The following is a 26,731-nucleotide window of genomic DNA, read 5'->3' on the forward strand; positions in this document are numbered from 1 at the left end:
CCTCCTCAGGCGGGTACCGGCGTGTAGACGCAGTTCTTCTCGGCGCTCTCCTCGACCGCGGCGAGCACCCGCTGCACCTGCAGCCCGTCGGCGAAGGACGGTTCGGGCTCGGTCCGCGCGTCGATGGCAAGCACCAGATCGCGCGCCTGGTGGACAAAGGTGTGCTCGTATCCGAGGGCGTGGCCGGCCGGCCACCACGCCTCCAGATAGGGGTGTTCGGGCTCGGTGACCAGGATCCGGCGGAAACCGGCGTCGGTGGCCGGCTCGGTGTGGTCGTGGAAGTGCAGCTCGTTGAGGCGCTCCAGGTCGAAGGCGAGTGAGCCGCGTTCGCCGTTGAGCTCGATCCGCAGCGCGTTCTTGCGGCCCGCCGCGAACCGGGTGGCCTCGAAGGACGCGAGCGCCCCGGAGGCCAGCCGCCCGCTGAACAGCGCCGCGTCGTCGACCGTGACCGGTCCACGCGCCGCGCCGCCCGCCCGGCCGCCGAGGCCGGTGGTCGCCGTCCCGGCGGTCGCCGCCCCGTCGGGGAGCGGCCGCTCCCGTACGAAGGTCTCGGTCAGCGCCGAGACCCCGACCAGCGGCTCGCCCGCCAGGTGCTGCGCCAGGTCGACGATATGGGCGCCCAGGTCGCCGAGCGCGCCGGAGCCCGCGTGCTCCCGCCGCAGCCGCCACACCAGCGGGGACTCCGGATCGACCAGCCAGTCCTGCAGATACGACACCCGTACGTGGCGCAGCACCCCGAGCCGCCCGTCCCGCACCATCCGGCGGGCGTGTGCGATGGCGGGCGTACGGCGGTAGTTGAACCCCACCATCGCGATCTGCCCGCGCTCCCGCGCCCGCCGCGCCGCTTCCACCATGGCCTCGGCCTCGGCGACCGAGTTGGCGAGCGGCTTCTCGCACAGCACATGCTTGCCCGCCTCCAGCGCGGCGAGCGCGATCTCGGCGTGGCTGTCGCCGGGTGTGCAGATGTCGACGAGCTGCACGTCATCGCGGGCGATCAGGGCGCGCCAGTCGGTCTCGGCGGCGGCCCAGCCGTGTTTTTCGGCCGCGGCCCGCACCGCGTCCGGGTCTCGGCCGCAGATGGCGGCCATGGCCGGGCGCAGGGGCAGGTCGAAGACGCGGCCCACGGTGCGCCACCCCTGGGAGTGGGCGGCGCCCATGAAGGCGTAGCCGACCATGCCGACACCGAGCGCGGGCTTGGTTGTTTCCGCGGTTTCCGCAGTTTCCGCAGGATGTTGCATGGGACTCCTTCGGTGGGGGATCAGGTCCGGCGGGGTGCGGTCAGCTGAAGCCCGTGGGCAGGTAGGCGTCGACGTTGTCCTTGGTGACCACGGCGGAGTAGAGCGTCAGGGACGCCGGGATCTCCAGTTCGGCGAGGCCGCCGACGCCCTTGCCCTGGCCGAGCGCGCGGGCGAGGTCGATGGCGGAGGCGGCCATCGTCGGCGGGTAGAGGACGGTGGCCTTCAGCACGCTGTTGTCGGCCTTGATGGCGTCCATGGCGCGCTTGGCGCCCGCGCCGCCGACCATGAGGAAGTCGTCCCGACCGGCCTGCTGGATGGCGCGCTCGGCGCCCACGCCCTGGTCGTCGTCGTGGTTCCAGAGCGCGTCGAACTTGGAGTGGGCCTGGAGCAGTTGGGCCATCTTCGCCTGGCCCGACTCGACGGTGAACTCGGCGGCCTGGCGGCCGACCTTCTCGATGTTGGGGTAGTTCTTCAGGGCGTCGTCGAACCCCTTGGTGCGCTGCCCGGTCAGCTCCAGGTTGTCGAGGCCGGCCAGCTCGACGACCTTCGCGTTCTTCTTGCCCTTGAGCTGTTCGCCGATGTAGCGGCCCGCGTTGAGCCCCATGCCGTAGTTGTCGCCGCCGATCCAGCAGCGGTACGCCTGCGGGGAGGCGAAGATCCGGTCGAGGTTGACGACGGGGATGCCCGCCTTCATGGCCTTCAGCCCGACCTGGGTCAGCGCCTTGCCGTCGGCGGGCAGGATGACCAGGACGTCGACCTTCTTGTTGATCAGCGTCTCGATCTGGCCGATCTGCTGCGCGGTGTCATTCGAGCCCTCGGTGGTCTCGAGAGTGACGTCCTCGTACTCCTTGGCGCGCCGCTTGGCCTGCTGGTTGATGGCGTTGAGCCAGCCGTGGTCGGCCTGCGGGCCGGCGAAGCCGATGGTGACGGCCTTGCCGGGCTTGGTGTCCGCCGTGTTCGCGGCCTGCCTGCTCTTCTCGTTGTCGTCGTTGTTCTCGTTGCTCGTACAGCCCGCGGCGAAGAGCGCGCCCGCGGCGGCGGTGCCGAACAGCAGATTCCTCCGGCTGGGGCTCATCGGGGAGTTGGCCGGTGTGCGTGGGTTATCCCTCATGGTTCGTACGACCCTTCTGGACCAGGACGGCGGCGACGATGATCGCCCCCTTGGCGATCTGCTGGACATCGCTCTGCAGGTTGTTCAGGGCGAACAGGTTGGTGATGGTGGTGAAGACGAGGACGCCGAGGACCGAGCCGGTGATGGTGCCCCGGCCGCCGCTGAGCAGTGTGCCGCCGATGATCGCGGCGGCGATGGCGTCGAGTTCGTAGAGGTTGCCGTTGGTGTTCTGGCCGGACCCGGTGAGCACGATCAGCATGAACGCGCCGATTCCGCAGCACAGCCCGGACAGCAGGTACAGCATCAGGCGCTGCCGCCTGACGTCGATGCCCGCGAGCCGGGCGGCCTCCGCGTTGCCGCCGATGGCGACGGTGCGCCGGCCGAAGGTCGTACGGTTCAGCACCAGCCAGCCGACCACGGTGACCAAGGCGAAGATCATCACCAGCGGCGGGATGCCCAGGACGTACGCGTCGGGCAGCCCCAGGTCCAGGACCGGCTGCACGGTGACGACCTGCGTCTTGCCGTCGCTGAGGTGCAGCGCGAGGCCGCGGGCCGAGGCGAGCATGGCGAGCGTGGCGATGAAGGGGACCATGCCGCCGTACGCGATGAGCACACCGTTGACCAGGCCGCAGCCGAGCCCGACCAGGACGGCGCACATCAGGATGCCGCCGAGCCCGAAGTCCTGGGTGGCCAGCGTCGTGGCCCATACGGAGGCCAGGGCGACCATCGCGCCGACGGACAGGTCGATGCCGCCGCTGGTGATGACGAAGGTCATGCCGACGGTGACGACGCCGATGACGGACGCCTGAGTGAGGACGAGTTGCAGATTGTCGGTGGTCAGGAACTCATTGGGCTTGGTGAAGCCGCCCACGGCCACCAGCACCGCGAGGACCCCGACCAGGGACAGATTGCGCAGATCGACGAGCGCCCGCAGCCGGCCGCCCCCGGCGGTCCGGCTCGCCGGCGGACGGCCATTGGACGCTCCCGGCGGGCTCTGCTTGGTGAGCGTGGCGGTGGATTCGGCGGTGGCATCTGCGGATACGGCATTCGCGGGGGCGGCGGACCCCGGCTGCCCCCCGGGTTGATTCAGCACGACGGGCTCCCTTCCATGACGAGGTCGAGGACGCGGTGTTCGTCCAGCTCCCGCGCCGGTGCGGTGTGTACGACGCGGCCCTCGCGGAGCACCAGCACCCGGTCGGCCAGGCCCAGGACCTCGGGCAGTTCGCTGGAGACGAGCAGGACAGCCACGCCGTCGTCGGCGAGGCGGCGGATCAGGGCGTACAACTCGGCGCGGGCGCCCACGTCGACGCCGCGCGTGGGCTCGTCCAGCAGCAGCACGCGGCAGCCGCGCAGCAGCCAGCGGGCGAGCACGGCCTTTTGCTGGTTGCCGCCGGACAGGGTGCGCACCGGGCGCTCCGGGTTGTCCGGGCGCAGCGACAGATCCCGTACGGCCTCCCGGGCCGCGGCCCGTTCGGCCCCGCGGTCCAGCCACCCGGCGCGCGAGAAGCGGGCCAGCGAGGACACCGAGACATTGCGGGTGACGGACTCCAGCATCAGCAGCCCCTGCGCCTTGCGCTCCTCGGGGGCGAGGCCGAGCCCGGCGCGTACGGCGGCGGTAACGCTGCCGGGGCGCAGCGGGCGCCCGTCGACGAGGACGCGGCCGGCGGTCGGCCGCCGGGCCCCGTAGACGGTCTCCAGGATCTCCGAGCGGCCGGAGCCGACGAGGCCGGCGAGACCCACGATCTCGCCGGGGCGCAGATCCAGGTCGAGCGGTTCGAACTCGCCCTCCCTGGCCAGCCCCTCGAGCCGCAGCACGGCCTGCCCTTCACCGGGGTCCTCGGCCGGTGCGGGCCGCTCGGGGAAGGCGTACTCGACGTCGCGGCCGGTCATCAGGGCGACGATGTCGCGGGTCGAGGTGGTGCGGGCGGGCAGTCCGCGGGCGGCGACGCGGCCGTCCTTGAGGACGGACACGCGGTCGCCGATGCGGCGGATCTCCTCCAGCCGGTGGGAGATGTAGACGACGGCGACGCCGTCCCCGGTCAGATCGCCGACGATGCGGAAGAGGTTGTCCACCTCGTCGGGGTCGAGGGCGGCGGACGGCTCGTCCATGACGATCAGGCGTACGTCGTGGGAGAGGGCGCGGGCCATGGAGACGATCTGCTGTCCGGCCGCGGGGAGCGAGCCGACCAGCGCGTCCGCGGGGATCTCCGGGTGGCCGAGGCGGGCGAGGAGATCGGCGGTGGCGGCGCGGGCCGAGCGTGGGCGCAGAAATCCGCCGGTGGCGAGCTCGTGGCCGAGGAACACGTTCTCGGCCACGGACAGCCCCTCCACCAGGTCGAGTTCCTGGTAGATGGTGGCGATGCCCAGGCGCATGGCGGCGACCGGCGACTTGAGCCGCACCGGGCGGCCCTGCCAGTGGATCTCGCCCTGGTCGGGCTGATGGGCCCCGGCCAGCACCTTGATCAGGGTGGACTTGCCCGCGCCGTTCTGGCCGAGCAGACAGTGGACCTCACCCGCCTGGACGTCGAGGTCGACCCCGTCGAGGGCCCGTACGCCGGGGAAGGACTTGGCGATGGCGGACATGGTGAGCAGTGGTGGCGGTTCTGGCGGTGCCATGGCGGGCCTCCTCGGCGGTGCGCCGGTGAGTGGGCAGGGCTGATCGCGGAATGGCGGGGGGTTGGTGTGGTGCGCGTGGTGCGGTGCGTACGGAATGCGGCGGGTGTGGCGCGCGTCGCGCGGATTACGTGCGCGCGTGCCCGTGGTGCGTGCCTGTGGTGCGGTGGGGTGTGGTGCCTGTGGTTGCGGGTGGTGCGTGTCGGGTCAGGCCGGGGAGTAGAGGTGGTCGCTGATCAGGCGGGCCGCCCCGATGACCCCGGCCACGGCGCCGAGTTCGCCCAGCACGATGGGGAGGTTGCCGGTGGCCAGCGGCAGTGACTGGCGGTAGACCTGGGTGCGGATGGCGGCGAGCAGGTTGTGGCCGAGGCCGGTCACCCCGCCGCCGATCACCACCAGGCCGGGGTTGAAGAAGCTGACGAGTGAGGCGAGTACCTGGCCGGTGCGGGTGCCGCCGTCGCGGATGAGGTCGAGCGCGGCTGCGTCGCCCGCCGAGGCGGCAGCCGCGACATCGGTGGCGGCGAGGGATCCGGCGGCCTCCAGCCGGGCGGCGAGCTCGGCGGACCGGCCCTCCCGCGCGGCCGCCTCGGCGTCGCGGGCGAGCGCCGCGCCGCCGAAGTACGCCTCCAGGCAGCCGCGGTTGCCGCAGGCGCACGGCCGGCCGTCGCGTTCGGCCTGGATATGGCCGATGTCGCCCGCGCTGCCGGTCGTACCGCGGTAGACCTCGCCGCCGACCACGATGCCGCAGCCGATACCGGTGCCGATCTTGACGCAGAGGAAGTCCTTCGCGGAGCGCGCGACGCCCGCCTGCTGCTCTCCCATCGCCATCAGGTTCACGTCGTTGTCCACCATGACGGGGCAGCCCAGCTCCTGGCTGAGCGCTTCCCGTACGGGGAAGCCGTCCCATCCGGGCATGATCGGTGGTGCGACCGGCACCCCTTCGGGGAAGCGCACCGGGCCCGGGACCCCGATCCCGGCCCCGTCGAACCCCTCGGCCACCCCGGACCCCCGGAGCTTCGCGGCCATGGCCAGGACCTGCTCGAAGACCGCGACCGGGCCCTCGCGCACATCCATGGGCTGGGTCACGTGGCCGAGCACTTCCAGCTCGGCGTTGGTGACGGCCACGTCGACCGAGGTGGCGCCGATGTCGACGCCGAGGAAGCGCAGCGTGGGGGCGAGCCGGATGTTGTGCGAGCGGCGCCCGCCGCGGGAGGCGGCGAGCCCGTCGGCGATCACGAGCCCGGTTTCGAGCAGCCGGTCGACCTCCACGGCCAGCCGGGAGCGCGAGAGGTCCATCCAGTCGCCCAGCTGCGCCCGGGAGGTGGGTCCCCCGTCGCGCAGCAGACGCAGCAGACGCGCCTGATGGGCGTTCGCGGGTCGTGCCGTCATGCGCCTCACACTGCCCCTCCCGCCGTCATCGGCATGCCACTGGTCGGGCTTTCAGGGGGAACGTAGCAGCGGTTGTCCGGCGTGGGAAGAACTTACGCTGCAATCGCTGTGGACTTTCTCCTGTCTCAGGACAAAGCCTCGCCGAATCCGCCGTCCGCGCCCCCTGTGAGGCGGGGGCATCTCGCCATCTGGCGCGAATTTGACATTAGGAAGACTTATGGGTGATAAAGAAGGCCCTTTGGATACTTCACGCAGCGTGATCATCGAGGCGTGACACACTCCGAAATGAGCCGCCCGCCGTGACCCGCACAGCCGCCACCCCGGATCAGCCGACCGCCGACCAGCCGACCGTGGACCCCGCCGCGGCCTGGGAGGACTGGCGAGCCCGGCGTCGGCGTTCGGTCACCTCCGCCACCGGGAACCTCGCCCTCGTGGAGACCCGCTGGCTGCCGGCCGGTGAGCGCCCCGACCTCGACGCGGCCCGCGCGGGACAGCCGGAGCACGTCACCGTCACCGCCCTCGCCCGCACCGACCTGGTCACCGGCGAGCCCGAGCACGGTCTGCGCTTCTGGGACGCCCAGTCGCCGGCCATCCGCCACTTCGAGCGCACCGACGCCTTCCCGTACGACCCGGCGTGGGTCCTCGAAGCGTCGTACCACCCGGTGCCGGGCGCCCGGCGCGTCGCGTTCGAGCACATCCGCGACAACGGCGGCACCCGCGATCTGGTCGTACCGGGCGATATCGCGCTCACCGTGGACGGCCGCGACTACACGCTCAGCGCCTTCGACGACGACGGCACCCTGCTGCTCGTCTTCGGCGACCCCACCAACGGCGACACCACCTATGGCGCCGGACGCTTCCTCTTCGTGGAGCGCACCGCCGACCCGGGCCGGGTCCGGCTGGACTTCAACCGCGCCTTCGTGCCGCCCTGCGGATTCTCCGACCAGTACAACTGTCCGATGCCGCCGCGGCAGAACCGCTTCCACCTGCCCGTCGAGGCCGGTGAGCAGCGCCCCGTCTTCCGCGACGGCTTCCTCGCACAGCACTGATCTCCCCGCAGCACACCCCTTCGCGGCACACCCCGCGGCATTCGCGGCACTCCCCGCAGAAAACGAGCTCACCCGCCATGAACATCACCAAGTCCGCCCTGTACGGCGGCGCCACGGCCGCCACCCTCGCCCTGACCCTCACCGCCTGCGGCGGGGGCGGGAACGGAGGCAGCGCCTCGGGCGGCGCGTACGACAAGAACGCCACCGTCGGCGTCGGCTCGCTCTACGAGCCGCAGAACCTCGACAACACCGCGGGCGGCGGCCAGGGCGTCACCGAGGCGCTGGCCGGCAATGTCTACGAAGGGCTGTTCCGGCTCACCGACGACGGCAAGGTCGAGAAGCTGCTCGCCCAGGACTACAAGGTCAGCGGCGACGGGCTCACCTACACCCTCACCCTGCGCGACGGCGTGAAGTTCCACAGCGGCAAGAAGCTCACCAGCCAGGACGTCAAGTACAGCCTGGAGAAGGTGATCGGGAAGGACTCGCAGTCCGCCCGCAAGAGCAACCTCGAGGTCATCAAGGACATCGCCACACCCGATGCGAAGACCGTGAAGGTCACGCTGTCGAAGAAGTCGATCTCCTTCGTCTACAACCTCTCCTACGTCTGGATCGTCAACTCCGAGGCGAAGAGCCTGAAGACGAGCGAGGACGGCACCGGGCCGTACACGCTGAACAAGTGGACCCGCGGCTCGGCCCTCTCCCTCGACCGGTTCGCCGGCTACTGGGGCCGCGCGGCCGCCAACAAGGGCGTCGTCTTCCACTACTACAAGAACGCCACGGCGCTGAACAACGCGCTGCTGACCAACGCGGTGGACGTGGTCACCAGCGAGCAGTCGCCCGACGCCCTCGACCAGTTCAAGAACAACCAGAACTACAAGGTCAACGACGGCGACTCGACCACCAAGCTGCTGCTCGCCTTCAACGACAAGGCCAAGCCGTTCACCGACGTCCGGGTCCGCCAGGCGGTGTCCTCCGCCATCGACGACAAGAAGCTGCTGGAGTCCGTCTGGGGCGGATACGGCAAGCTCATCGGCTCGATGGTGCCGCCCACCGACCCCTGGTACGAAGACCTCACCAAGGTCAACGCGTATGACACCGCCCGGGCCAAGAAGCTGCTGAAGGACGCCGGCTACGAGAACGGCTTCACCTTCACCCTCGACACCCCGAACTACGACCCGCACCCGACCGCGGCCACCTTCATCAAGTCGCAGCTCGCCAAGGTCGGCATCACCGTCAAGATCAACACCATCACGCCGGACGAGTGGTACACGAAGGTCTACAAGAACCACGACTTCGCGGCCACCCTCCAGGAGCACGTCAACGACCGCGACCTGGTCTGGTACGGCAACCCCGACTTCTACTGGGGCTACGACAACAAGCAGGTCACCCGCTGGGTGGAGCAGGCGGAGGCGGCGCCCACCACGGCCGCGCAGACCGAGCTGCTGAAGAAGGTCAACCGCAAGACCGCCGAGGACGCGGCCAGCGACTGGCTGTACCTGTACCCGCAGATCGTCGTCGCGAACAGCAAGCTCTCCGGCTACCCCGTCAACGGCCTCAACTCGCAGTTCTACGCCTACGACATCCAGAAGAAGGGCTGATGGCGCGGTATCTCCTGCGCCGCCTCGCCTTCCTGCTGGTGTCGCTGGCGCTGGCGAGCGTGGTGCTGTTCGTACTGCTGCGCATGCTGCCCGGGGACCCCGCCAACGCGCTCACCTCGGTCGGCGCGGGCCCCGAGCAGATCGCGGCGGCACGCCACTCCATAGGCTCCGACCGGCCGCTGCCCGAGCAGTTCACCCACTGGATCGGGCAGCTGGCCAGGGGCGACCTCGGCACCTCGTTCGTCAGCTCGCTGCCGGTCGGGCCCGAGGTCTCCTCGCGGCTGAACGTCACCATCCCGCTGACGCTCGCGGCCTTCGTACTGGCGGTGCTGATCGCAGTCCCGGCCGGGTTCCTCGCCGCGTACAAGCGGCGGACCTGGTACGGCGCGCTGCTCAGCGGGGTGTCACAGCTGGGCATCGCGATCCCGGTGTTCTGGCTCGGCATGATCCTCATCGCCGTGTTCGCGCTGAACGCCGGATGGCTGCCCGCGGGCGGCTTCCCGCAGGACGGCTGGGCCGAGCCCGCCGAGGCGATCCGCTCGCTCGCGCTGCCGGTCGTCACGATCGCGCTGGTCATGGGCGCCTCGCTGACCCGGTACGTCCGGTCGGCCACCCTCGACGTCCTGGGCAGCGACTATCTGCGGACCGCGCGGGCCCTGGGCGCCTCGTTCGGGCGCGCCATGTGGCGGCACGGGTTGCGCAACGCCTCCGTGCCGGTGATCTCGATCCTCGGCATCGAGCTGGCGTCCACGCTGCTCGGCGCCGTCGTCGTGGAGTCGGTGTTCGCGCTGCCGGGCCTGGGCTCGATGCTCGCGACCGGTATCGCCCAGCACGACTATCCGGTCATCCAGGGCGTGCTGTTCGTCTCCACGCTCGCGGTGCTGCTGATCGGCTTCGCGGCCGACCTCATCCAGCGGATCATCGACCCGCGGCTGCGGGGCAGGCTGTCGGGAGGCTCCCGATGACGCGCGTGACACCCCCGGCGAAGCTCTCCACCAAGTCCGAGGCCAAGCCCCGGGCCAAGCGGTCGTACACGCTGATCGTGGGCTGCGTCCTGGCCGGTCTGATCTTCCTGCTCGCCCTGGTCTCCCTGTTCTGGCTCCCGTACGCCGCCGACGACACCTCCGGCGGACGGCTCACCGGCCCCGCCGCCGATCATCTCCTGGGCACCGACAAACTCGGCCGCGACCTGTTCACGCAAGCGATGACCGGCTCCCGGATCGCCGTCGAGGCGGGGCTCGGCTCCGTCCTCATCGCGGCCGCGGTCGGGGTCACCCTGGGCGTGCTGACCGCGTTCGCGCAGGGCTGGCTCGACGACACGCTCTCCGCGTTCCTCGACATCCTGATCGCCTTCCCGACGCTGCTGCTCGCCATGCTGATCGTCGCCGCCCGCTCGGCCACCCTGGGGTCGGCCGTGCTGGCGATCGGCATCGCACAGAGCGCGGTCGTGGCCCGTCTGGTGCGCATCCTGGTCAAACGGGTGCTCGCGCAGGACTACATCACGGCCGCCCGCACCTCGGGCACCTCCTGGCCCCGGATCGTGGCCGGACACGTCCTGCCCAATATCTGGCCCACCCTCGTGGTCAACCTGGCGCTCCAGTTCGGCCTCGCGGTGCTGGCCGAGGCCGGGCTCTCCTACCTGGGCCTGGGAGCCCCGCCGCCCAGCGCCTCATGGGGCCGGATGCTCCAGGAGGCCCAGGCCACCTTCACCACCGCCCCGGCGGGTGCGCTCGCCCCCGGCATCCTGCTCGTCCTGCTGGTCATCGGCGTCAACCTGATCGCCGACGGCCTGCGCGACACCCTCGACCCGGCGACCCGGCGGAGGCGCGCATGACCCCCCTCCTCGACGTACGCGGCCTCACCGTACGCACGGCGGACGGGCACACCCTCGTGGACGACCTCTCGCTGTCCATCGCCCCCGGCGAACGGCTCGGCGTCATCGGCGAGTCGGGCTCCGGCAAGTCGCTGACCACCCTCGCCGTCCTCGGGCTGCTGCCCGAGGGCATGACCGCCACCGGCAGCGTGGAACTGGGCGGCACCCAGATCGTCGGCGCGAGCGAGAAGCGGCTCACCGGGGTGCGCGGCCGGGACGCCGCCATCGTCTTCCAGGAGCCGCTGACCGCGCTCGACCCGCTGATGCGGGTGGGCCGGCAGCTCGCCGGACCGCTCCGCCGGCGTCGGGGGCTGACCGGCGGCGCCCTCAAACGGGCCGTCGCCGAGGCGCTGGAGCAGGTGCGGCTGCCCGAGCCGGGCCGTATCGCCCGCGCCTTTCCGCATGAGATCTCCGGCGGCCAGCGCCAGCGCGTGGCGCTGGCCATGGCGCTGGCCTGCGAGCCCAAGCTGCTCATCGCGGACGAGCCGACCACCGCGCTGGACGTGTCCGTACAGGCCGACATGCTCGCACTGATCGACACCCTGGTGCGCGATCGTGAGATGGCGGTCCTGTTCGTCAGCCACGACCTGGCGGTCGTCGCCAAGGTCACCGACCGGGCCCTGGTCATGAAGGACGGCCGGGCCGTGGAGGAGGGCACCGTCGACGAGATCGTCCGGGCGCCCCGCGAGGAGTACACCAGGACGCTCGTGGCCAGCGCGCGAAAGCTGGAGTCCGCCCTGGCCCCGAGGAGCGCGCGATGACCCCCGCAGTGGACGCGACGACCGCCGTACTGGAGCTGGACGACGTCGCGCTGCGCTACCGGGGGAGCACCGCCCCCGTCGTCGAGGGCGTGTCCCTCGCCGTCGCGGCCGGGCACAGCCTCGCCCTGGTCGGCGAGTCGGGCGCGGGCAAGACGACCCTGCTGCGCCTGCTGCTCGGGCTCGCCCGGCCCACCGTCGGCACCGTGCGCTTCGACGGCGAGGCGCTGCGCCCCGGCGACGCCAAGCTGATGCGCCGCTTCCGCGGCAGCGTGCAGTGCGTCTTCCAGGACCCGTACTCCTCGCTCGACCCGCGCCGCCGCGTGGGCGCCACCGTGGCCGAGCCGCTGCGCTCGCTCGGCATCGACAGCAGGCGTACGGCGGCGCCCAAGGTGGCCGAGGCCCTGGAGCGGGTCGGGCTGCCGGCCGACGCGGCGCGGCGCTATCCGCACGAGTTCTCCGGCGGTCAGCGCCAGCGCATCGCGATCGCCCGCGCCACCGTATGCGACCCGAGGGTGCTGCTCGCCGATGAACCCGTCAGCGCGCTCGACGTCACGACCCGGGTCAAAGTCGTCGATCTGCTGGCCGAGTTGCAGCAGGAGCGGGGGCTGACGATCGTCATGGTCTCCCATGACCTGTCGGTGGTCGCGTCCCTGTGCGAGCGCACCGCGGTCCTGGAGCGCGGCCGCATCGTGGAGCAGGGCGACACCGCCCAGGTGCTGGGCGACCCGGCGCATCCGTACACCCGCCGCCTCGTCGACAGTGTGCCGCGCCTGCCCGCCTGAGCGGGATTCCGTACAGTTGACCCTATGGTGGGCGCGGAGGCGTCGATCTCGGCCGGAACCGCGGAAGCCCTGCTGGAAGAGCTGGTCAGGACATCCCAGGAGGCTTCCCCCGCGGAACTCCCCGAGGTCCTGAACCGCTATGTCCAGGCCATGGACCTGGGCCGGGTCGTCGTGTATCTCGTCGATCTCCAGCAAAGACTGCTGCTGCCGCTGGACGAGGGCGAAGAGGACCTGGAGGTCGACGGCACCCTGGCCGGATGGGCGTACCGCACGGACGCCCTGAGGGTGACCGAGGACGGCGCGGGCGGCCTGGTCGTATGGCTGCCGCTGGTCAACGCGGCGGAGCGGCTGGGCGTCGTGCGCTTCACGATGAAGACCCTGGACGGGCACAGGCTCTGGCGCTGCCGGGCGCTGGCCTCGCTCCTCGCCCTGATCGTCATCTCCAAGCGCACCTACATCGACACGATCGCGCAGCGCACCCGCACCCGGCCCATGCAGCTGCACACGGAGATGCTGCGGGCGTTTCTGCCGCCGCGCTCGATCGGCACCGGCCGGGTGGTGTCGACCGCGGTCGTGGAGCCCGCGTACGAGCTGGGCGGCGACGCCTTCGACCACTCGTTCACCGAGGACATCCTGCACGCCACGATCCTCGACGCCATGGGCCACGATCTGGCGTCCGGCCTCACCACCTCCGTGGCCATGGCGGGCTGCCGCAACGCCCGGCGCACCGGCGCGGACCTGGCGCGGCTGGTCACGCGCGTGGACGAGGCGCTGTCACGGTGGCTGCCGGACCAGTTCTGCACCGGCATCTTCGCCCAGCTGCACATGCCCACCGGCGTGCTGCGCTGGTGCAACTGCGGCCATCCGGCGCCGCTGCTCATCCGCCGCCACCGGCTGCACCAGAAGGCGCTGGCGCGGCCCCCCGAACCGCCGCTGGGCCTGCCCGCCAGCATGTCCGGCGACCCCCGCCAGGTGCACGAGACGGCGCTCGAACCCGGGGACCAGATCCTGCTCTACACCGACGGGGTCGTCGAAGCGCGCGACGAGGGAGGCGAGCAGTTCGGCCTGGAGCGCTTCACCGACTACATCATCCGGTCGACGGCCGCGGGGCACACCGCCTCGGAAGTGCTGCGCCTGCTCATCCACGCCATCCTCGACCAGGGGAAGAACGAACTCAGCGACGACGCCACGATTCTGATGATCGAATGGCAGCCGCCCGTCGCGGAGTAGTTTGCGCCGAAGGCGCGAGACGATACCTGCTCTCGGCGGCCGGACGATGGGGCAACCTCTCGGCCCGCGGCGGCGACAGGGGCATGGACGACATCCCCCGAGCTGTGGAAGAGGTAGCCATGGAAGCCGAGCGGCAGAATACGCGGCGCAGCAGGGGCTGGGGCAGGCTCGGCCTGACGGCCGGACTGGCCCTGGCCCTGGGCGCCGCGGCCGGTCTCGCGGACGGCGGGACCTTCGCCCGGGCCGAATCCGGGCCGCGGGCGGAGCTGACGACGAGCGCGGCGGCGTGGGCCGATGACGTCGCCGACGGTTTCGCCTCGGTCAACGCGCTGGGACAGAACGGGACGTACGGCGGCCGGGGCGGGGCAACCGTGACCGTGCGCACGCTCGCCGATCTGGAGAAGTACGCGACGGCCGCCGAGCCGTACGTCATCGTGGTGGCCGGGGCGATCACCATGGACCCGAAGGGCAAGGAGATCAAGGTCGCCTCGAACAAGACGATCGTGGGCTCGGGGACCGCGGGCCAGATCGTCGGCGGCGGTTTCTTCCTCGGCCAGGGCGTGCACAACGTCATCATCCGCAACCTGACGATCCGCGACTCCTACGAGGGCACGTGGAACGACAAGGACCACGACTGGGACGGCATCCAGATGGACGGCGCCCACCATGTGTGGATCGACCACAACGATCTGCGGCACATGGCCGACGGCCTGATCGACAGCCGTAAGGACACCACCTATCTCACGGTGTCCTGGAACCGGCTGGAGCAGCACAACAAGGCGTTCGGCATCGGCTGGACGGAGAACACGACCGCCGACATCACGATCCACCACAACTGGTTCCACGAGACCGAACAGCGCAACCCGTCCACCGACAACGTCGCGCACGCGCATCTGTACAACAACTATCTGCAGGACGACCCGGGGACGAGCATCAACTCCTCGTACGGCAACTACGCCCGCGGCAACACCAAGATGGTGCTGGAGAACAGCTACTTCGAGGGCATGAAGAACCCGGTGATCAAGGACGCCACCGCCTCCCTGGTCCAGCGGGGCAGCGTGTTCGCCAACACCTCCGGGCGCAACGAGAGCGGCGGAACGGCCTTCGACCCGAAGTCGTACTACGCGTACACCCTGGACCCCGCCGCCCAGGTGCCCTCCATCGTGAAGTCACGCTCCGGGCCCAGCTCCGCGATCGGTGGCACGGCGCGCTGAGCGTTCGGACGAGCGACCCGGGCGGCCGGGCCGCCCGGGTCAGCGCGTCCTGACGGCCCCCCAGCCGTCAGCCTTTCAGCCCCGCCGAGGCCATGCCCTCGACGAAGTACCGCTGGGCCACCAGGAACAGCGCGATCATGGGCAGAGTGGCCAGGGCCGTGCCCGCCATCAGGAAGTTCCACTGGACCTCGATGTCCGCGTGACTGAACACCGCCAGGCCGAGTTGGATCGGGCGCATCTCATCGGTTCGGGTGACCAGCAGCGGCCACAGGAAGTCGTTCCAGGACGACTGGAACTGGAACACCGCGATGGTGATGACCGCCGGTTTGATCAGCGGCGTCATCACACGGGCCCAGATGCCGACTTCCGACAGCCCGTCGAGGCGGGCCGCGTCGGCCAGCTCGGCCGGCAGATCCACGTAGAACTGGCGGGCCAGGAACACGTACAGCGGTGCCAGCGCGCCCGGTACGATCAGCGCCCACCAGCTGTCCAGCCAGCCGATGCCGCCCTGCCCCAGCCAGTCGTTGCCGCCGGCGAACGGGATCGACCGCACGATCAGGAAACGGGGGATCAGGATGACGTACACCGGGACCATGATCATCGCTACCGTCAGCCCGAAGATGACGGTACGCCCGCGGATCGGTGTGCGGGCGAGGGCGTAGCCCGCGGCGGTCGCGAGGACGACGGTGATGAGCGTCTGGGCGACGGCGATGATCAGGCTGTTGCGGAAGTAGACGTCGAAGGGCGCGGCTTTGAAGGCGTCCACAAAGTTCTCCCACCGCACGTCGTGCGGCAGCCACGTCCCCTTGCCGAGCTCGGAGGCGGGCTTGAGCGCGGTGAGGATCATCCAGAGGAACGGGACGAGCATCACGGCGGCGCCCAGCGACAGGACGGTGTACAGCAGGGCGCGCGGGATCCACGTGGTGCGCGCCCGCGGCGGCATGGTCGGTGCGGATGACCGCGCGGTGGGTGCGGCCGTCGGATCAGTCATCGCGGGCTCCCCTGGCCAGTCGCATCACGACGGCCGTGACGACGCCGATGATCAGCACGAAGACCACGGTCTCCGCACAGGCGTAGCCGAATTTCAGCCGTGTGAAGGCGTTCAGGTAGATGTCGTACGTCAGGACGAGGGTGCTGTTGATGGGGCCGCCGCGCGTCATCACGTACACCTGCTCGAAGACCTGGAACGAGAAGATGACCGAGGTGACGAGCACGAAGAGGTTCGCGGAGGCGATGGATGGCCAGGTGACCGCGCGGAAGACCTGCCGGCGGTTCGCGCCGTCGAGCTGGGCCGCCTCCTTCAGCTCGCGCGGCACGGTCTGCAGGGCGGCGAGATAGATCACCATCTTGGTGCCCAGGCCCTGCCAGATGCCCAGGACCATGATCGCGGGAAGCGCCCAGTCAGTGGAGCCCAGCCAGTTGGTACGCGCGATGCCGAACAGGGCGAGGAAGTTGTTGAGCGCACCGAGGTTCGGATCGAGCAACCACAACCAGACCACGGCGATCGCCACCGTCGCCGTCATATGCGGCAGATAGTAGGCGGTGCGGAAGAAGCCGCGGGCCTTGATCTTCTGGTCCAGTCCGAGCGCGATGAGCAGGGCCAGGGCCATGCCGACGGGCACCACGACGACGGTGTAGAGCGTGGTGTTCCACAGCGCGGTGTGAAAGCGGTCGTCGTCCAGCAGCGTCCGGTAGTTGTCGAGCCCGACCCACTCGGGAGCCTGGAGGAAGTCGTAGCGGAAGAAGCTGAAGCCCAGCGCCATCAGCATCGGTACGGCGACGAAGAGGCTCATATGGGCGAGCGCGGGTGTGAGCAGCAGCCAGCCGGCGCGGCGCTGGCCGCGGGTCAGCGCCCGGGACGCCGCGCCGTACCGCGGGGCACGCGCCGGGGAGGGGCGGGAGCGCTGCGCGGCGCCGGGGAGGGCGCCGGTATCGATCCGGGTCACATCGAACCTGCCTTTTCCGCGAGGGACGTGAGCGCCTCTTTGGGCGAGCGACGGCGCAGCAGCGCCTCGTCCAGCGCGGGCGCGAACTCGTCCTGGAGCTGCAGCCAGTTGGGAGCGCCGCCGGCGTACGCCGAGTACGCGGTGTTCCGGCCGGCGAACCGGCTCGCCGGATTCGACCTCTCGACGGCGGAGCCCTGCGCCGCCCGGGACGCGGGAATGGCCAGGTTGAGCTTGGCCAGGTCCTGCTCCGCCTCGGGGGAGGTGAGGACCTTCAGCAACTGGTAGGCCGCGCCGGGGAGGTGGGTGCGTGAGGAGATCGAGACGATCTGGCCGCCCATGAACATGGCCTGCTCGGCGTCGGAGATGTTGAAGAACCCGAGGTCGTCGCAGACCTTCCGGCCCACACCCGTCTTGTTGTCGCAGTCGACGTACGCGCCCATGAAGCCCATCGCGGCCCGCCCCGTAAGGACCATGGGGCTGCCGTCCGTGGCGCCGGTGGCGAAGTCCTGCGCTCGGTCGGTGTTCATCAGGTCGTCCATGGCTTCGAGGGCGCGTACGCCCCTGGAGTTGTCGAACGCGGCGGAGCCGTTCGCGGTGTAGAGGGATCCGCCGGTCGCCTTGAGGAAGGTCAGATAGTCCTGGGTGTACTGGTGCTGGGTGGGGTTCACCCAGAAGTCGAAGCCCGAGCGCACCAGCCTGCCGTCTTTGCGTACGGTCAGCTTCTTCGCGTAGGCGCGCAGTGCGGCGATCGTCGTCGGCGGCTTGGCGGGGTCGAGCCCCGCCGCCCGGAACATGCTCTTGCGATAAGCGATGATCTTGGCGCCGCCGATGTTGGGGACCCCGTACACCTTGCCGTCGTGGACCGCGGGCGGGACGAAGCCCGGTCGTACCCGCTGGGCCAGTGTTTTGGGGGTGAGCCCGAAGGAGGCCAGGTCGGCGAAAGCACCCTTGTCGGCGAACGGCGGGATCCAGCCGACCCCGGTGACCATCACATCGGGGAGGTCCCCGGCGGCGACGGACGTGGTGACCTTCTCGTTGAGGTGGAGCCAGGAGGCGAGGTCGGTCTCCACCTTCACCTTCGGATAGGTCTCGTGGAAGGTGTCGATGACCTTCTGCAGAGCAGCCTTGCCGGCGGGCGTCGTGGGATAGCCGGGTGTCAGGAACCGCAGGGTGCCCGTCACCTGGGCCGGATCGCGATCGGGCTTGAAGCGGCCCGGCGGTGTGGAGCGGTCGGCGCACCCGGTCAGGCCGCCCAGCAGTCCCATGAGGGCCGCAAGCGCCGCAGCTGCCCGCCGCGCTCGCGCTGCGTTGCGCATAGCGGTGTCCTCCGCGTACTAGGGGATGGGGGATAGAAACCGGTTGTCGCGGCGAGCATAAAAAGAACTCTGCAGTAGGACAAGGGTCTTGCCGAGGATTTCGGCAACCGCTTTCTAAGCGCTGGGGGACCAGCCGGGACCCGTCGGGACCCCGGCGAACAGCCGGTGCAGCACCAGCGCGGGCACGCTGATCCCCCACAGGGCGGCGAGCGTCGGCAGCCGCCACAGTACGGCCCCCCAGGTCGCGCAGAGCAGCACCGCGCAGGCGCAGCGGCCCGGCCGTGTCACGGCAAGGCGCAGACCGGCGAGCACCCAGTCGCGCGGCGGCGCCTGCGGATGCCGCGCCGCCACCTCGAACACGGTGATGTGCACGGCCGCGACCACGATGGCGACCGGCACCAGTGCCGCGGTCGCGAACACCAGCAGCGGCCCGGGCGCGCCCAGCCAGAACGAGCCGGACAGCCACAGCCCGAGGAGCGACACCAGCCCGGCAGCCGCCAGCGGCAACGAGCCCCGGAGCACTCGCCGGCACTCCCGGAAGAAGTACGCCGCCACTCGGTTCTCACCCTCTTCGCGCCACGCCCGCAGAGCTGAGTGGAGCGCGATTCCGGCGGCATACGAGGTGATGAGGGGCAGCGAGGCGAGCAGCCAGCACAGGTTCAGCACGGCGAGGTGGGCGGGGTACTCGAACCAGCGCAGGGCACGGGACATCAGGGTGGAGCGGGTGCCTGGGCGGCCCCCGCGCGCGGGGGCGCTCACAGCGCCGCCCCCGCCGGCGGGGCCACCGAGTCGCGGATCACCACATGGGTGCCCAGGAGCAGGTGTTCGTCCGGGGTGTCCGGTGTTCTGCCGAGGCCGGTACGGACGGCGAGCCGGCCCAGCTCCTCGTAGGGCACATGGACCGTGGTCAGCGGCGGACGTAGATCCCGGGCGAACGGGATGTCGTCGTACCCGGCGAGCGACACATCGCCGGGTACGCGCAGCCCCGCCTCGTGGAGCGCGGCGAGCGCCCCCGCCGCGACCATGTCCGTGGCGGCCACCACGGCGGTGAACTCCAGCCCCGCGTCGAGGGCTTGGCGCATCAGCCGGTGACCTGAGTCACGGGTGAAGTCGCCGGACAGCCGCAGCAGCGGGTCCGGATCCAGGCCCCGGGCGCGGTGCGCGGCCAGATAGCCGCGCTCGCGCCCCTGGGCCGCGGTGTTCTCCGGTTTGCCCCCGAGGAAGAGGATCCGCCGGTGGCCCTGGGCGAGGACATGCGAGCACAGCGCGAAGGCCCCGCTCTCGTTGTCGTACTCGATGACCGTCACCGGGGTACCGGGATCCAGCGGCGGCCGCCCGCACAGCACCAGCCGCGAGCCGGCCGAGGCCAGCGACTCGGCGATACGGGCCATGCGCCGGCGGTAGTCGGAGGTGTCCGCGGCGCCGCCCACCAGGATCACGGCGGCGGCGCGCTGGGCGCGCATCATCTCGATGAACTGCTGCTCGTGGTCGGCGTCGCCGTCCGTGCTGCACACCAGGCACAGATGGCCGAGCCGGGCCGCCTCGCGCTCCACGCCGTGCGCCATATGCGCGAACGACGGGCCGGTGATGTCGTCGAGGACGAACGCGAGCGTCGGGGTGCCGGCGCCCGCCACCGCCTTGGCGTGGGCGTCGGCGACATAATCCAGCTCGCGCACCGCCCGCATCACCCGGGTACGCGTCTGCGCGCTGACCGGGTACACGCCGCCGAGCACCCGTGACACCGTGGACGCGGACACCCCGGCGCGAGCCGCGACATCCCGGATCGTGCGACGTCCCCCGTCGCCGCCCTTTCGTACCATGGCCCACCCCTCGCTGTGCCCCCGAGCCGGGTAACCGCATGACAACCGGTTGCCACAGCAGAGGCTAACAGCGGGGGAGCCGCGCGGGGAGGGCCATGACCGGGGCTACGGCTGGGGATGCGGCCTGAAGCGCGGGAAGTGCGGTCGGCGTTCCGCCTCGCGCGGAGGGTGGTGGCCCAGCTGAACCCGCAGCTGGACACCGTGGAACACCTCGATCACTCCCAGCGCCAGCAGCCAGATACCGGCCACCACGGCGAGCGCCGTGATGGAGCCGAAGGGCGCGACGATCAGGATGATGCCGGCCAGCATGCTGATGACACCGAAGAAGATCTGCCAGCCGCGGGCCGGAAGCCCTTCGTGGGAGATGGCCGCGGCGGTCACCATGACGCCGCGAATCAGCCAGGCGAACCCGATCCACAGGGCCAGCAGCAGGATCGACTGCGCCGGTCCCCGGAAGGCGAGCAGGCCGAGCAGTACGGCGAGTGCGCCGCTGATGAAGCTCAGCACGCGCAGATGCCCCGGCACATGGGCGCCGAAGGCCCCCGCCAGCTGGAAGATCCCGGTGATCAGCAGATAGGCGCCGAACAGCGCGCCGATCACCGCCAGAGTGGGCCCCGGCCAGGCCAGCACCATGACGCCCAGCGCGACCGCGATGATGCCCGTGGTCACCATGACCTGCCAGGTGGCGTTGGACAACATGCCCAGGGCACCGGCGAACGGGCTCTCGAACTCCGGGGGCCGCTCGCCTCGCTGAGCCGTGCCGTAGGGCTCTGTGCTGTGCTGCTCTGCGCCCCGCTGCCCAGCACCTTGCTGTTCGGCGCCATAGGGCTGCTCGCGCCGCTGTTCGGCGCCGTGTGCGTCGTCGGAGGAGAAACTCATGGCCGTCCACCTCCTCGATGGAACAGAAGGCCGTACCCGACACCACCATCCTCTCCCCGTATGGGTCTCTTCGCCTGGCGGCGCGGGTGGTCTCGGGCGGTCTCGGGCGGCGCCGGGTGGCCTCAGCCGGTATCGGCGGCCTGCCAGCCGCTCCACCGGTCGACCGCGATCTCCACGACCGGCCCCGCCGGTGGCCGGTCCGCGTACTGCGCCGCGTACTTGTCGGCCAGCAGCCGTACGTACGCGGCGGAGGCGGCCGACTCGTCGGCGGGCGGCAGGACGCGGGCCGTGCCGTCGGCCCGCGCCCACCACAGGAGGTCCCAGTCCTCGTCGTAGCCGTCCACCAGGAGGCATACGGCGGGGTTGGCCCGGATGTTGTCCAGGCGTCTGAGCCGCTGTGAGCGTTTCGGCTTGTGGTCGACCGCGGTCGCCACCGTGTCACCGGTCAGCGCGAACACCACCGGCACCAGATGGGGCCTGCCCCCGGCGCCGAGGGTCGCCAGGCGGGCCACCCTGGCCCGCGCGAAGCGCTCCCGCGCCCGGGCACTCGTCGTCGTGGGCACCGCGCGGCTCCCGGCGGCTCACCGGAACCGGGCGGCGACCTGGGCCATCGTGTCGAGTTGGCCGAGTGTTTCGCTCTCCGGCATGGTCGGCAGATAGAACAGGACCCGCTCCACGCCCAGCCGCCCGTATCCCTCGACCGCCTCCGGTGTGGGTGGTACCGCGTACACCGTCACCGGCACGTCCCGGCCGGCCACACTCCGCAGCCGCTCGATCAGCGGGGCCAGCTGCTCAGGCGACGACGCGTTGGCGAGCCAGGCGTCGCCGAGGGCGGCGATCCGCTTGAAGGCGGCCTCGACGCCGCCCACGTAGATCGGCGGATACGGGCGCTGCACCGGTTTGGGCCACAGGTACACCGGGTCGAAGTTGACGAATTCCCCGTGGAATTCGGCCTTCTCCTGGGTCCACAGCTCACGCATCGCCTGCAGCCGCTCGTTGACCAGCCGGCCTCGGGTGGCCGGGTCCGTACCGTGGTTCTCCATCTCCTCGCGGTTCCATCCGGCGCCGATCCCGACGATGACGCGCCCGCCGGAGACGACGTCGAGCGACGCCACTTCCTTCGCCATGATGATCGGGTCCCGCTGTGCCACCAGGGCGATACCCGTCCCCAGCAGCAGCCGCTCGGTGACCGCGGCGATGGCGGTCAGCACGATGAACGGGTCGAGCGTGCGGTAGTAGATCTCCGGCAGCTCCCCGCCGCCCGGGTAGGGCGTACGACGGCTCACCGGGATATGGGTGTGCTCGGCGATGAAGAGCGAGTCGAAGCCCCGCTCGTCGAGGGCTCGCCCCAGCGGGGCGGGCCCGATTCCCTGGTCGGTGACGAAGGTCGATACACCGATCTTCACGGCGGCTCCTTCTTGTCGAGGAGGGCCGGTGACCGCCGTCACCGGCCCGGCCCCGGGCACCGGGGCCTCCGAGCCCTCGTGGCCTGGATACTTACTTCTTCCGCTCGTTCTTCTCTTCCTCCTCGCGCTCCCCTTCTGCCTGGGAGGGGGTCGACACCGGCACATCGGGGTGAACCGTGCGCCCGGGTGTGTCGTTCTCGCGCTCGCCTTCCGCCTGGGACGGGGTGGAACGGTAGGGCTCAGTCATCGCATGCCTCCGTTCTGTCCCGGGCCGTCAGCGCCCCGCGCGAGCGGATGAGCCCCCGCGGCCCGGGGTGGACGCCTTCGCCCTCGCCTTCGAGCTGGCGAACAGTGCGAGCACCAGGGCGACAGCGCCGACGATGACGTTGCTGATGATGGTGCGCATGGTGGCCACGCTGCCCGACACCACCCACGGCGCGATGATTGCCCAGACGCCCAGCAGCGCGGCGGCCCAGGCCATGCCATGGGTGCGTTCATAGGCATGGCCGAAGCCGCCCATGAGCACCGCGTAAGCGACTCCGGTGATCAGGTTGGTCACGGCCAGCGTCATCATGCCGTTGAAACCCACGATCCACGGGGAAGCGGCAAGGTACAGACCGGTGATCAGGGATATCGCTTCGACGGCCTGGACCACGGGCGTGGTAGCGGCCTGTTCGGCCCAGGTGTGGCGTTCCCGCATCGCCAGGATGTCCGGATGGGACTCCATGGTCGCATGGGTCGGTTCCGTCATGATCGCCTCCTGCGGTCAATTCGCTCCGAACCCCGGGTGCCCGATATGTCCCCTCGTAACGCTCGGGCGGCCAGAAACTTCGCGGCCCGTGTGCACAGCTTTCGGCTGCTAGTGGCCGGACTCGCCCGGCGCCGCTGCCGGCTCCGGCTCGCGCTGGAACACCGAATAGAGCCACCACAGGGACGGCACCAGGATCAGGGACCCGACCGCCAGGCTGAGCAGGCAGGCGATCAGGACCGGGTGGGTGGACGCCGCGTCGCCGACGGTGACACCGGGTACCAGCATGGCCGGGTACTGGGCGACGCCCCACGCCCAGAGGATCGCCGCCACGGCCAGCGCCGCCAGCGGCCGGGCCAGGCCCGGGCCGCGGCGCAGCAGCGCCAGGGCGGCCACTCCGGAGCAGGCGCTGAGCAGCACCAGCGGCAGGGCGCGGTGGGTGAGCCCGTGGAACAGCCGAGGGGCGTCGGCGTGCAGGACGGCGATTCCGGCCAGCGCCACGGCTCCGGCGGCCAGTCCGCTGATCACCGCCCGGCCGCGGAACCACGCCCCCAGCTCCGGCTGTCCCAGCCGCTCGGTCTCCGCGCACAGATAGACGGCGGCGAGGTGGGCGCAGGTCAGCACGGCCAGCACCCCGCCCAGCAGGGAGGTGGGGTTCAGCCAGCTGGTGATCAGGTCCCCGGCCGCGAGACCCGGCGGGACCCGGCCGGAAGCCACTCCGCCGGCGACGGTGCCCAGAAAGAACGGGGTGAGCACGGACGACAGCGCGAAACACGCCCCGAACAGCCGTTTCTGCCATAGCTCGGTGCTGGCCTTGCGGAAGGCGAAGGCCGCGCCGCGCGCGATGATGCCGAGCGCGGTCAGGGTGAGAGGGATGTACAGCGTGGACATCACGGCCGCGAACACCGGCGAGAAGCCCGCCCACAGCAGCACCACGACGAAGATCAGCCAGACGTGGTTGGCCTCCCACACCGGCCCGATGGTGTGCTCGATGAGGGCGCGCCGCGGGGCGCCGGGCCCGCTGCGGCCCGCCAGCAGATCCCACAGCCCGGCGCCGAAGTCGGCGCCGCCGAACAGGGCGTAGCAGGTCAGCCCGATCCACATCACCCCGAGCGTCAGATTCGCGAGCACCGGCCGTCCCCTCTTCTCATGTCACCCTTCTCATGTCACCGGTCTTCTCGTGCCACGGGTACCGCCCTCATGTCACCGGGTATCGCGGTACGTCGCTCTCCTGCGGGGCGATCGGCACGGGCTGGTCCCGGGCCAGGCGGCGCAGTACGTACACGGTGGCCACCGTCATGCCGAAGTAGACCAGGAGCACCAGCCACAGCCCGTTCAACAGGCCGGGCGCGGGGTTCACCGCGTCCCGGACCGTCATGACCCCCTGTACGACCCACGGCTGACGGCCCAGCTCGGTGACCACCCACCCGCACTCCAGGGCGACCACGGCGGCCGGTCCGGTCAGGACCGCGAGCGTCAGGAACGCCCGTGTGCCGGGCACGCTCAGTACGCCGTCGGCGCCGGTGCGCCGCCGCAGCCACCACGCCAGCACCAGCCACACGCCCATGAGCAGCAGAAACAGGCCCGCCCCCACCATCAGGTCGAAGGCCAGATGTACACCGGTGACGGCCGGCCACCGGGACCGGGGCACCTCGGACAGCCCGCGCACCACGGTGTCCGGGCTGTAGCCGATCAGCAGCGACAGACCGCTGGGGATCTCCAGGCCGTACTTGAGACCGCTGCGCCCGTCGCTGATGCCGAGGACCGTCAGCGGTACATGGCTGCCGGTGCGGTAGACACCCTCCATCGCGGCGAGCTTGGCCGGCTGGTAGTGGGCCACGAAACGGGCCGCCCAGTCGCCGACGACCAGTTGGAACGGGGCGACGACGGCCCCGACCGTGAACGGGATGAAGAACCCGGCGCGGTGGTACCGGTCCCGGCGACCGCGCAGCAGCGCCACCGCGTACACGCTCGCGGTCAAGAACGCGGCCACCATCAGCGCGGCCAGGATCATATGCGTGGTCTGCGGCGGGGCGGCCGGATTGAACATCGCGGCCCATGGATCGACGGACACCACGTGCCCGTCGCGGGACAGCTCGAAGCCGCGCGGCTGGTTCATCCAGGCGTTGGCGCATACGACGAAGAACGCCGAGGCCACCCCGGCGATGACGATCGGCACACCGGTGAGCAGGTGTTTGCCGGGCGGCAGCCGGTCCCATGCGTACAGATACACGCCCAGGAAGATCGCCTCGATGAAGAACGCGATGCCCTCCAGCGCGAACGGCAACCCGATCACCTGCCCGTACCGGCCCATCAGCCCCGGCCACAGCAGCCCCAGCTCGAAGCTGAGGATCGTGCCGGACACCGCGCCGACCGCGAACAACACCCCCATGCCCCGCGCCCAGCGCCGGGCCAGGATCCTCAAGGCCGGGTCCCCGGTGCGCCACCCCAGCCATTCGGCGATCAGGGTGAGCAGTGGCAGCCCGACCCCCAGACAGGCCACCACGATGTGCCAGGCGAGCGAGAAACCCATCTGCGCCCGGGCCCCGCTGAGGTCGCCCTCGGTGGCGGCATGAGCGAGCGGGACAGCGAACACCGGGAGCCTCCGGGGCTGGGTGAGGTACGAGCAGAATCGTGCGTTATCCCGGCGGCCGTGCGGTCAAACGCGGATACGGCCGAACGGCGGGTCGCGGCCGCACCCTTGCGGCCATTGACAGGAAAGGGCTTACTCCCTAGCGTCTGTTCACGAATATGACCGGGATTCAATAAGGTGTACGGGGAGGCCGGAATGGGACGACGGATCGTGGTGTCGGGCGGCGGCACGGGCATCGGGCTGGCGACCGCCGAATCCTTCGCCGCGGACGGGGACCGGGTGGTCATCGTCGGGCGCCGCGCCGAGGTGCTGCGCGCCGCCGCGGACAAGGTCAACGCCGCATACGGGGCCGACCTGGTCACCTGGACCAGCGCCGACCTCAGCGACCCCGAGCAGACCCGGAGCGCCGCCGAGTTCATCGCCGCCGACGGCCCGGTCGACGTCGTGGTCACCAACGCGGGCGGCAATGTCGCGCCCGGCAACGACGGCACCCTCGAAGGCATAGCCGACCAGTTCCAGCGGAACTTCTCGGCCAACGTGCTGACCGCGGTGCTGCTGACCGAGGCCCTGCTGCCGCATCTCACCCGGCCCGGCGGCCGGATCGTGCATCTGTCCTCCGTGGCGGCGCTGCGCGGCCCCGGTTCGTACGGCGGCACCAAGGCGCATCTGCATGTCTACACCTACGACCTGGCCAAACGCCTGGGCGCGGAGGGCATCACCGCCAACGCGGTGGCCCCCGGCTATGTCCAGGACACCGAGTTCTTCGGCGAGCGGGGAACTCCCGAGTTCATCGCGCAGCAAATCGGGCAGACGCTCACCGGGCAGCCCGGATACCCCGCCGAGATCGCGGCGGCCATCCGCTATCTGGCCTCCCCGGAGGCCGCCTATGTCACCGGCCAGGTGCTGCACATCAACGGCGGCGCGCAGTTCGGCCGCTAGGCCGCGTCCGTCGGCCCGGCCTTACCCGTCCAGGGCCGGACGGCCCTGGATCAAGGGCCGGTCGGCCCTGCCCTCGCCCTCGGCCACCAGCCAGGATTTATCCTCGCAAGGGGGGAAGAAGGACGGACGGCCGGTCCGGAGGGAGCCTCCCCGAAGGCTCTCAACCATCTCCGGGCACGGCCGTCCGTCCTTGGGGGCTGTGGGGGCTGTGGGGGCTGTGGGGCGC

At 70.8% G+C, this 26,731-nt stretch carries 25 protein-coding genes and 1 pseudogene; 9 read left to right on the forward strand and 17 right to left on the reverse strand.

Annotation, left to right across the window (positions count from 1 at the left end):
- Window positions 1-5 precede the first annotated feature (5 nt).
- The 5 genes from ACFV2X_RS08250 to ACFV2X_RS08270 form a co-directional block, all read right to left on the reverse strand.
- Window positions 6-1,238 carry a Gfo/Idh/MocA family protein gene (locus ACFV2X_RS08250; RefSeq protein WP_385613025.1) on the reverse strand — a complete coding sequence of 411 codons (1,233 nt, stop codon included), beginning with the start codon at window positions 1,236-1,238 and terminating at the stop codon, window positions 6-8.
- A 40-nt stretch (window positions 1,239-1,278) separates the two neighbouring features.
- Window positions 1,279-2,349, reverse strand: a complete 1,071-nt coding sequence (locus ACFV2X_RS08255; protein ID WP_385613029.1) for a substrate-binding domain-containing protein — start codon at window positions 2,347-2,349, stop codon at window positions 1,279-1,281.
- Window positions 2,339-3,283 carry an ABC transporter permease gene (locus tag ACFV2X_RS08260; protein WP_385613467.1) on the reverse strand — a complete coding sequence of 315 codons (945 nt, stop codon included), beginning with the start codon at window positions 3,281-3,283 and terminating at the stop codon, window positions 2,339-2,341. The genes ACFV2X_RS08255 and ACFV2X_RS08260 overlap by 11 nt, the downstream gene beginning before the upstream one ends.
- A 152-nt stretch (window positions 3,284-3,435) precedes the next feature.
- Window positions 3,436-4,965, reverse strand: coding sequence for a sugar ABC transporter ATP-binding protein (locus ACFV2X_RS08265; RefSeq protein WP_385613031.1), 1,530 nt, complete (start codon window positions 4,963-4,965; stop codon window positions 3,436-3,438).
- A 204-nt stretch (window positions 4,966-5,169) separates the two neighbouring features.
- Window positions 5,170-6,351 carry an ROK family protein gene (locus ACFV2X_RS08270; RefSeq protein WP_385613033.1) on the reverse strand — a complete coding sequence of 394 codons (1,182 nt, stop codon included), beginning with the start codon at window positions 6,349-6,351 and terminating at the stop codon, window positions 5,170-5,172.
- 350 nt (window positions 6,352-6,701) lie between these two features.
- On the opposite strand from ACFV2X_RS08270, the gene ACFV2X_RS08275 reads away from it, so the two are divergent.
- The 8 genes and pseudogenes from ACFV2X_RS08275 to ACFV2X_RS08310 form a co-directional block, all read left to right on the forward strand.
- Window positions 6,702-7,400, forward strand: a complete 699-nt coding sequence (locus tag ACFV2X_RS08275) for a DUF1684 domain-containing protein (protein ID WP_385613470.1) — start codon at window positions 6,702-6,704, stop codon at window positions 7,398-7,400.
- 77 nt (window positions 7,401-7,477) lie between these two features.
- Window positions 7,478-8,998: an ABC transporter substrate-binding protein gene (locus ACFV2X_RS08280; protein WP_385613036.1), complete on the forward strand. Its 1,521-nt coding sequence runs from the start codon at window positions 7,478-7,480 to the stop codon at window positions 8,996-8,998.
- Window positions 8,998-9,963 (forward strand): ABC transporter permease, encoded by a 966-nt coding sequence (locus ACFV2X_RS08285; protein WP_385613039.1) that lies wholly within the window; start codon window positions 8,998-9,000, stop codon window positions 9,961-9,963. Before ACFV2X_RS08280 ends, ACFV2X_RS08285 begins: the two co-directional genes overlap by 1 nt.
- Window positions 9,960-10,832, forward strand: a complete 873-nt coding sequence (locus ACFV2X_RS08290) for an ABC transporter permease (RefSeq protein WP_385613041.1) — start codon at window positions 9,960-9,962, stop codon at window positions 10,830-10,832. Before ACFV2X_RS08285 ends, ACFV2X_RS08290 begins: the two co-directional genes overlap by 4 nt.
- Window positions 10,829-11,632 carry an ATP-binding cassette domain-containing protein gene (locus ACFV2X_RS08295; RefSeq protein WP_385613043.1) on the forward strand — a complete coding sequence of 268 codons (804 nt, stop codon included), beginning with the start codon at window positions 10,829-10,831 and terminating at the stop codon, window positions 11,630-11,632. Before ACFV2X_RS08290 ends, ACFV2X_RS08295 begins: the two co-directional genes overlap by 4 nt.
- A complete protein-coding gene (locus tag ACFV2X_RS08300; protein ID WP_385613045.1) occupies window positions 11,629-12,414 on the forward strand; it encodes an ABC transporter ATP-binding protein in 786 nt (261 codons plus the stop codon). Before ACFV2X_RS08295 ends, ACFV2X_RS08300 begins: the two co-directional genes overlap by 4 nt.
- 24 nt (window positions 12,415-12,438) lie before the next feature.
- Window positions 12,439-13,644 carry a PP2C family protein-serine/threonine phosphatase gene (locus tag ACFV2X_RS08305; protein ID WP_385613049.1) on the forward strand — a complete coding sequence of 402 codons (1,206 nt, stop codon included), beginning with the start codon at window positions 12,439-12,441 and terminating at the stop codon, window positions 13,642-13,644.
- Window positions 13,645-13,763: 119 nt separating this feature from the next.
- Window positions 13,764-14,852: pseudogene (locus ACFV2X_RS08310) on the forward strand (polysaccharide lyase family 1 protein); the annotation flags it as partial.
- Window positions 14,853-14,925: 73 nt separating this feature from the next.
- Here the strand turns inward: ACFV2X_RS08310 and ACFV2X_RS08315 are convergent.
- The 12 genes from ACFV2X_RS08315 to ACFV2X_RS08370 form a co-directional block, all read right to left on the reverse strand.
- The gene (locus ACFV2X_RS08315; protein ID WP_385613052.1) at window positions 14,926-15,849 is read right to left on the reverse strand and encodes a carbohydrate ABC transporter permease; all 924 of its coding nucleotides are present in this window, start codon (window positions 15,847-15,849) and stop codon (window positions 14,926-14,928) included.
- The gene (locus ACFV2X_RS08320; RefSeq protein WP_385613055.1) at window positions 15,842-16,804 is read right to left on the reverse strand and encodes a carbohydrate ABC transporter permease; all 963 of its coding nucleotides are present in this window, start codon (window positions 16,802-16,804) and stop codon (window positions 15,842-15,844) included. The genes ACFV2X_RS08315 and ACFV2X_RS08320 overlap by 8 nt, the downstream gene beginning before the upstream one ends.
- On the reverse strand, window positions 16,801-18,120 hold the full coding sequence (locus ACFV2X_RS08325) for an extracellular solute-binding protein (protein ID WP_385613058.1): 1,320 nt from the start codon (window positions 18,118-18,120) through the stop codon (window positions 16,801-16,803). Before ACFV2X_RS08325 ends, ACFV2X_RS08320 begins: the two co-directional genes overlap by 4 nt.
- Before the next feature lie 114 nt (window positions 18,121-18,234).
- On the reverse strand, window positions 18,235-18,879 hold the full coding sequence (locus tag ACFV2X_RS08330; protein ID WP_385613060.1) for a DUF624 domain-containing protein: 645 nt from the start codon (window positions 18,877-18,879) through the stop codon (window positions 18,235-18,237).
- Window positions 18,876-19,940: a LacI family DNA-binding transcriptional regulator gene (locus tag ACFV2X_RS08335; protein ID WP_385613063.1), complete on the reverse strand. Its 1,065-nt coding sequence runs from the start codon at window positions 19,938-19,940 to the stop codon at window positions 18,876-18,878. The genes ACFV2X_RS08330 and ACFV2X_RS08335 overlap by 4 nt, the downstream gene beginning before the upstream one ends.
- A gap of 105 nt (window positions 19,941-20,045) precedes the next feature.
- The gene (locus tag ACFV2X_RS08340; RefSeq protein ID WP_385613065.1) at window positions 20,046-20,819 is read right to left on the reverse strand and encodes an HdeD family acid-resistance protein; all 774 of its coding nucleotides are present in this window, start codon (window positions 20,817-20,819) and stop codon (window positions 20,046-20,048) included.
- Window positions 20,820-20,941: 122 nt separating this feature from the next.
- Window positions 20,942-21,382, reverse strand: a complete 441-nt coding sequence (locus tag ACFV2X_RS08345; RefSeq protein WP_385613067.1) for a TIGR03668 family PPOX class F420-dependent oxidoreductase — start codon at window positions 21,380-21,382, stop codon at window positions 20,942-20,944.
- Window positions 21,383-21,400: 18 nt separating this feature from the next.
- Window positions 21,401-22,225, reverse strand: coding sequence for an LLM class F420-dependent oxidoreductase (locus ACFV2X_RS08350; RefSeq protein WP_385613070.1), 825 nt, complete (start codon window positions 22,223-22,225; stop codon window positions 21,401-21,403).
- A gap of 91 nt (window positions 22,226-22,316) precedes the next feature.
- Window positions 22,317-22,472: a hypothetical protein gene (locus ACFV2X_RS08355; protein WP_014174767.1), complete on the reverse strand. Its 156-nt coding sequence runs from the start codon at window positions 22,470-22,472 to the stop codon at window positions 22,317-22,319.
- Window positions 22,473-22,499: 27 nt separating this feature from the next.
- Window positions 22,500-22,976: an SPW repeat protein gene (locus ACFV2X_RS08360; protein ID WP_385613074.1), complete on the reverse strand. Its 477-nt coding sequence runs from the start codon at window positions 22,974-22,976 to the stop codon at window positions 22,500-22,502.
- A gap of 108 nt (window positions 22,977-23,084) precedes the next feature.
- Complete coding sequence (locus ACFV2X_RS08365) at window positions 23,085-24,104, reverse strand: cytochrome d ubiquinol oxidase subunit II (protein WP_385613077.1); 1,020 nt, start codon at window positions 24,102-24,104, stop codon at window positions 23,085-23,087.
- Between the two features lie 67 nt (window positions 24,105-24,171).
- Window positions 24,172-25,569: a cytochrome ubiquinol oxidase subunit I gene (locus ACFV2X_RS08370; protein ID WP_385613079.1), complete on the reverse strand. Its 1,398-nt coding sequence runs from the start codon at window positions 25,567-25,569 to the stop codon at window positions 24,172-24,174.
- A 192-nt stretch (window positions 25,570-25,761) separates the two neighbouring features.
- Here ACFV2X_RS08370 and ACFV2X_RS08375 point away from each other — a divergent pair, with 192 nt between their 5' ends.
- A complete protein-coding gene (locus tag ACFV2X_RS08375; protein WP_385613080.1) occupies window positions 25,762-26,505 on the forward strand; it encodes an SDR family NAD(P)-dependent oxidoreductase in 744 nt (247 codons plus the stop codon).
- Window positions 26,506-26,731 lie beyond the last annotated feature (226 nt).

It is taken from the genome of Streptomyces sp. NPDC059679, from assembly GCF_042734105.1.
Taxonomy (GTDB): Bacteria; Actinomycetota; Actinomycetes; order Streptomycetales; family Streptomycetaceae; genus Streptomyces.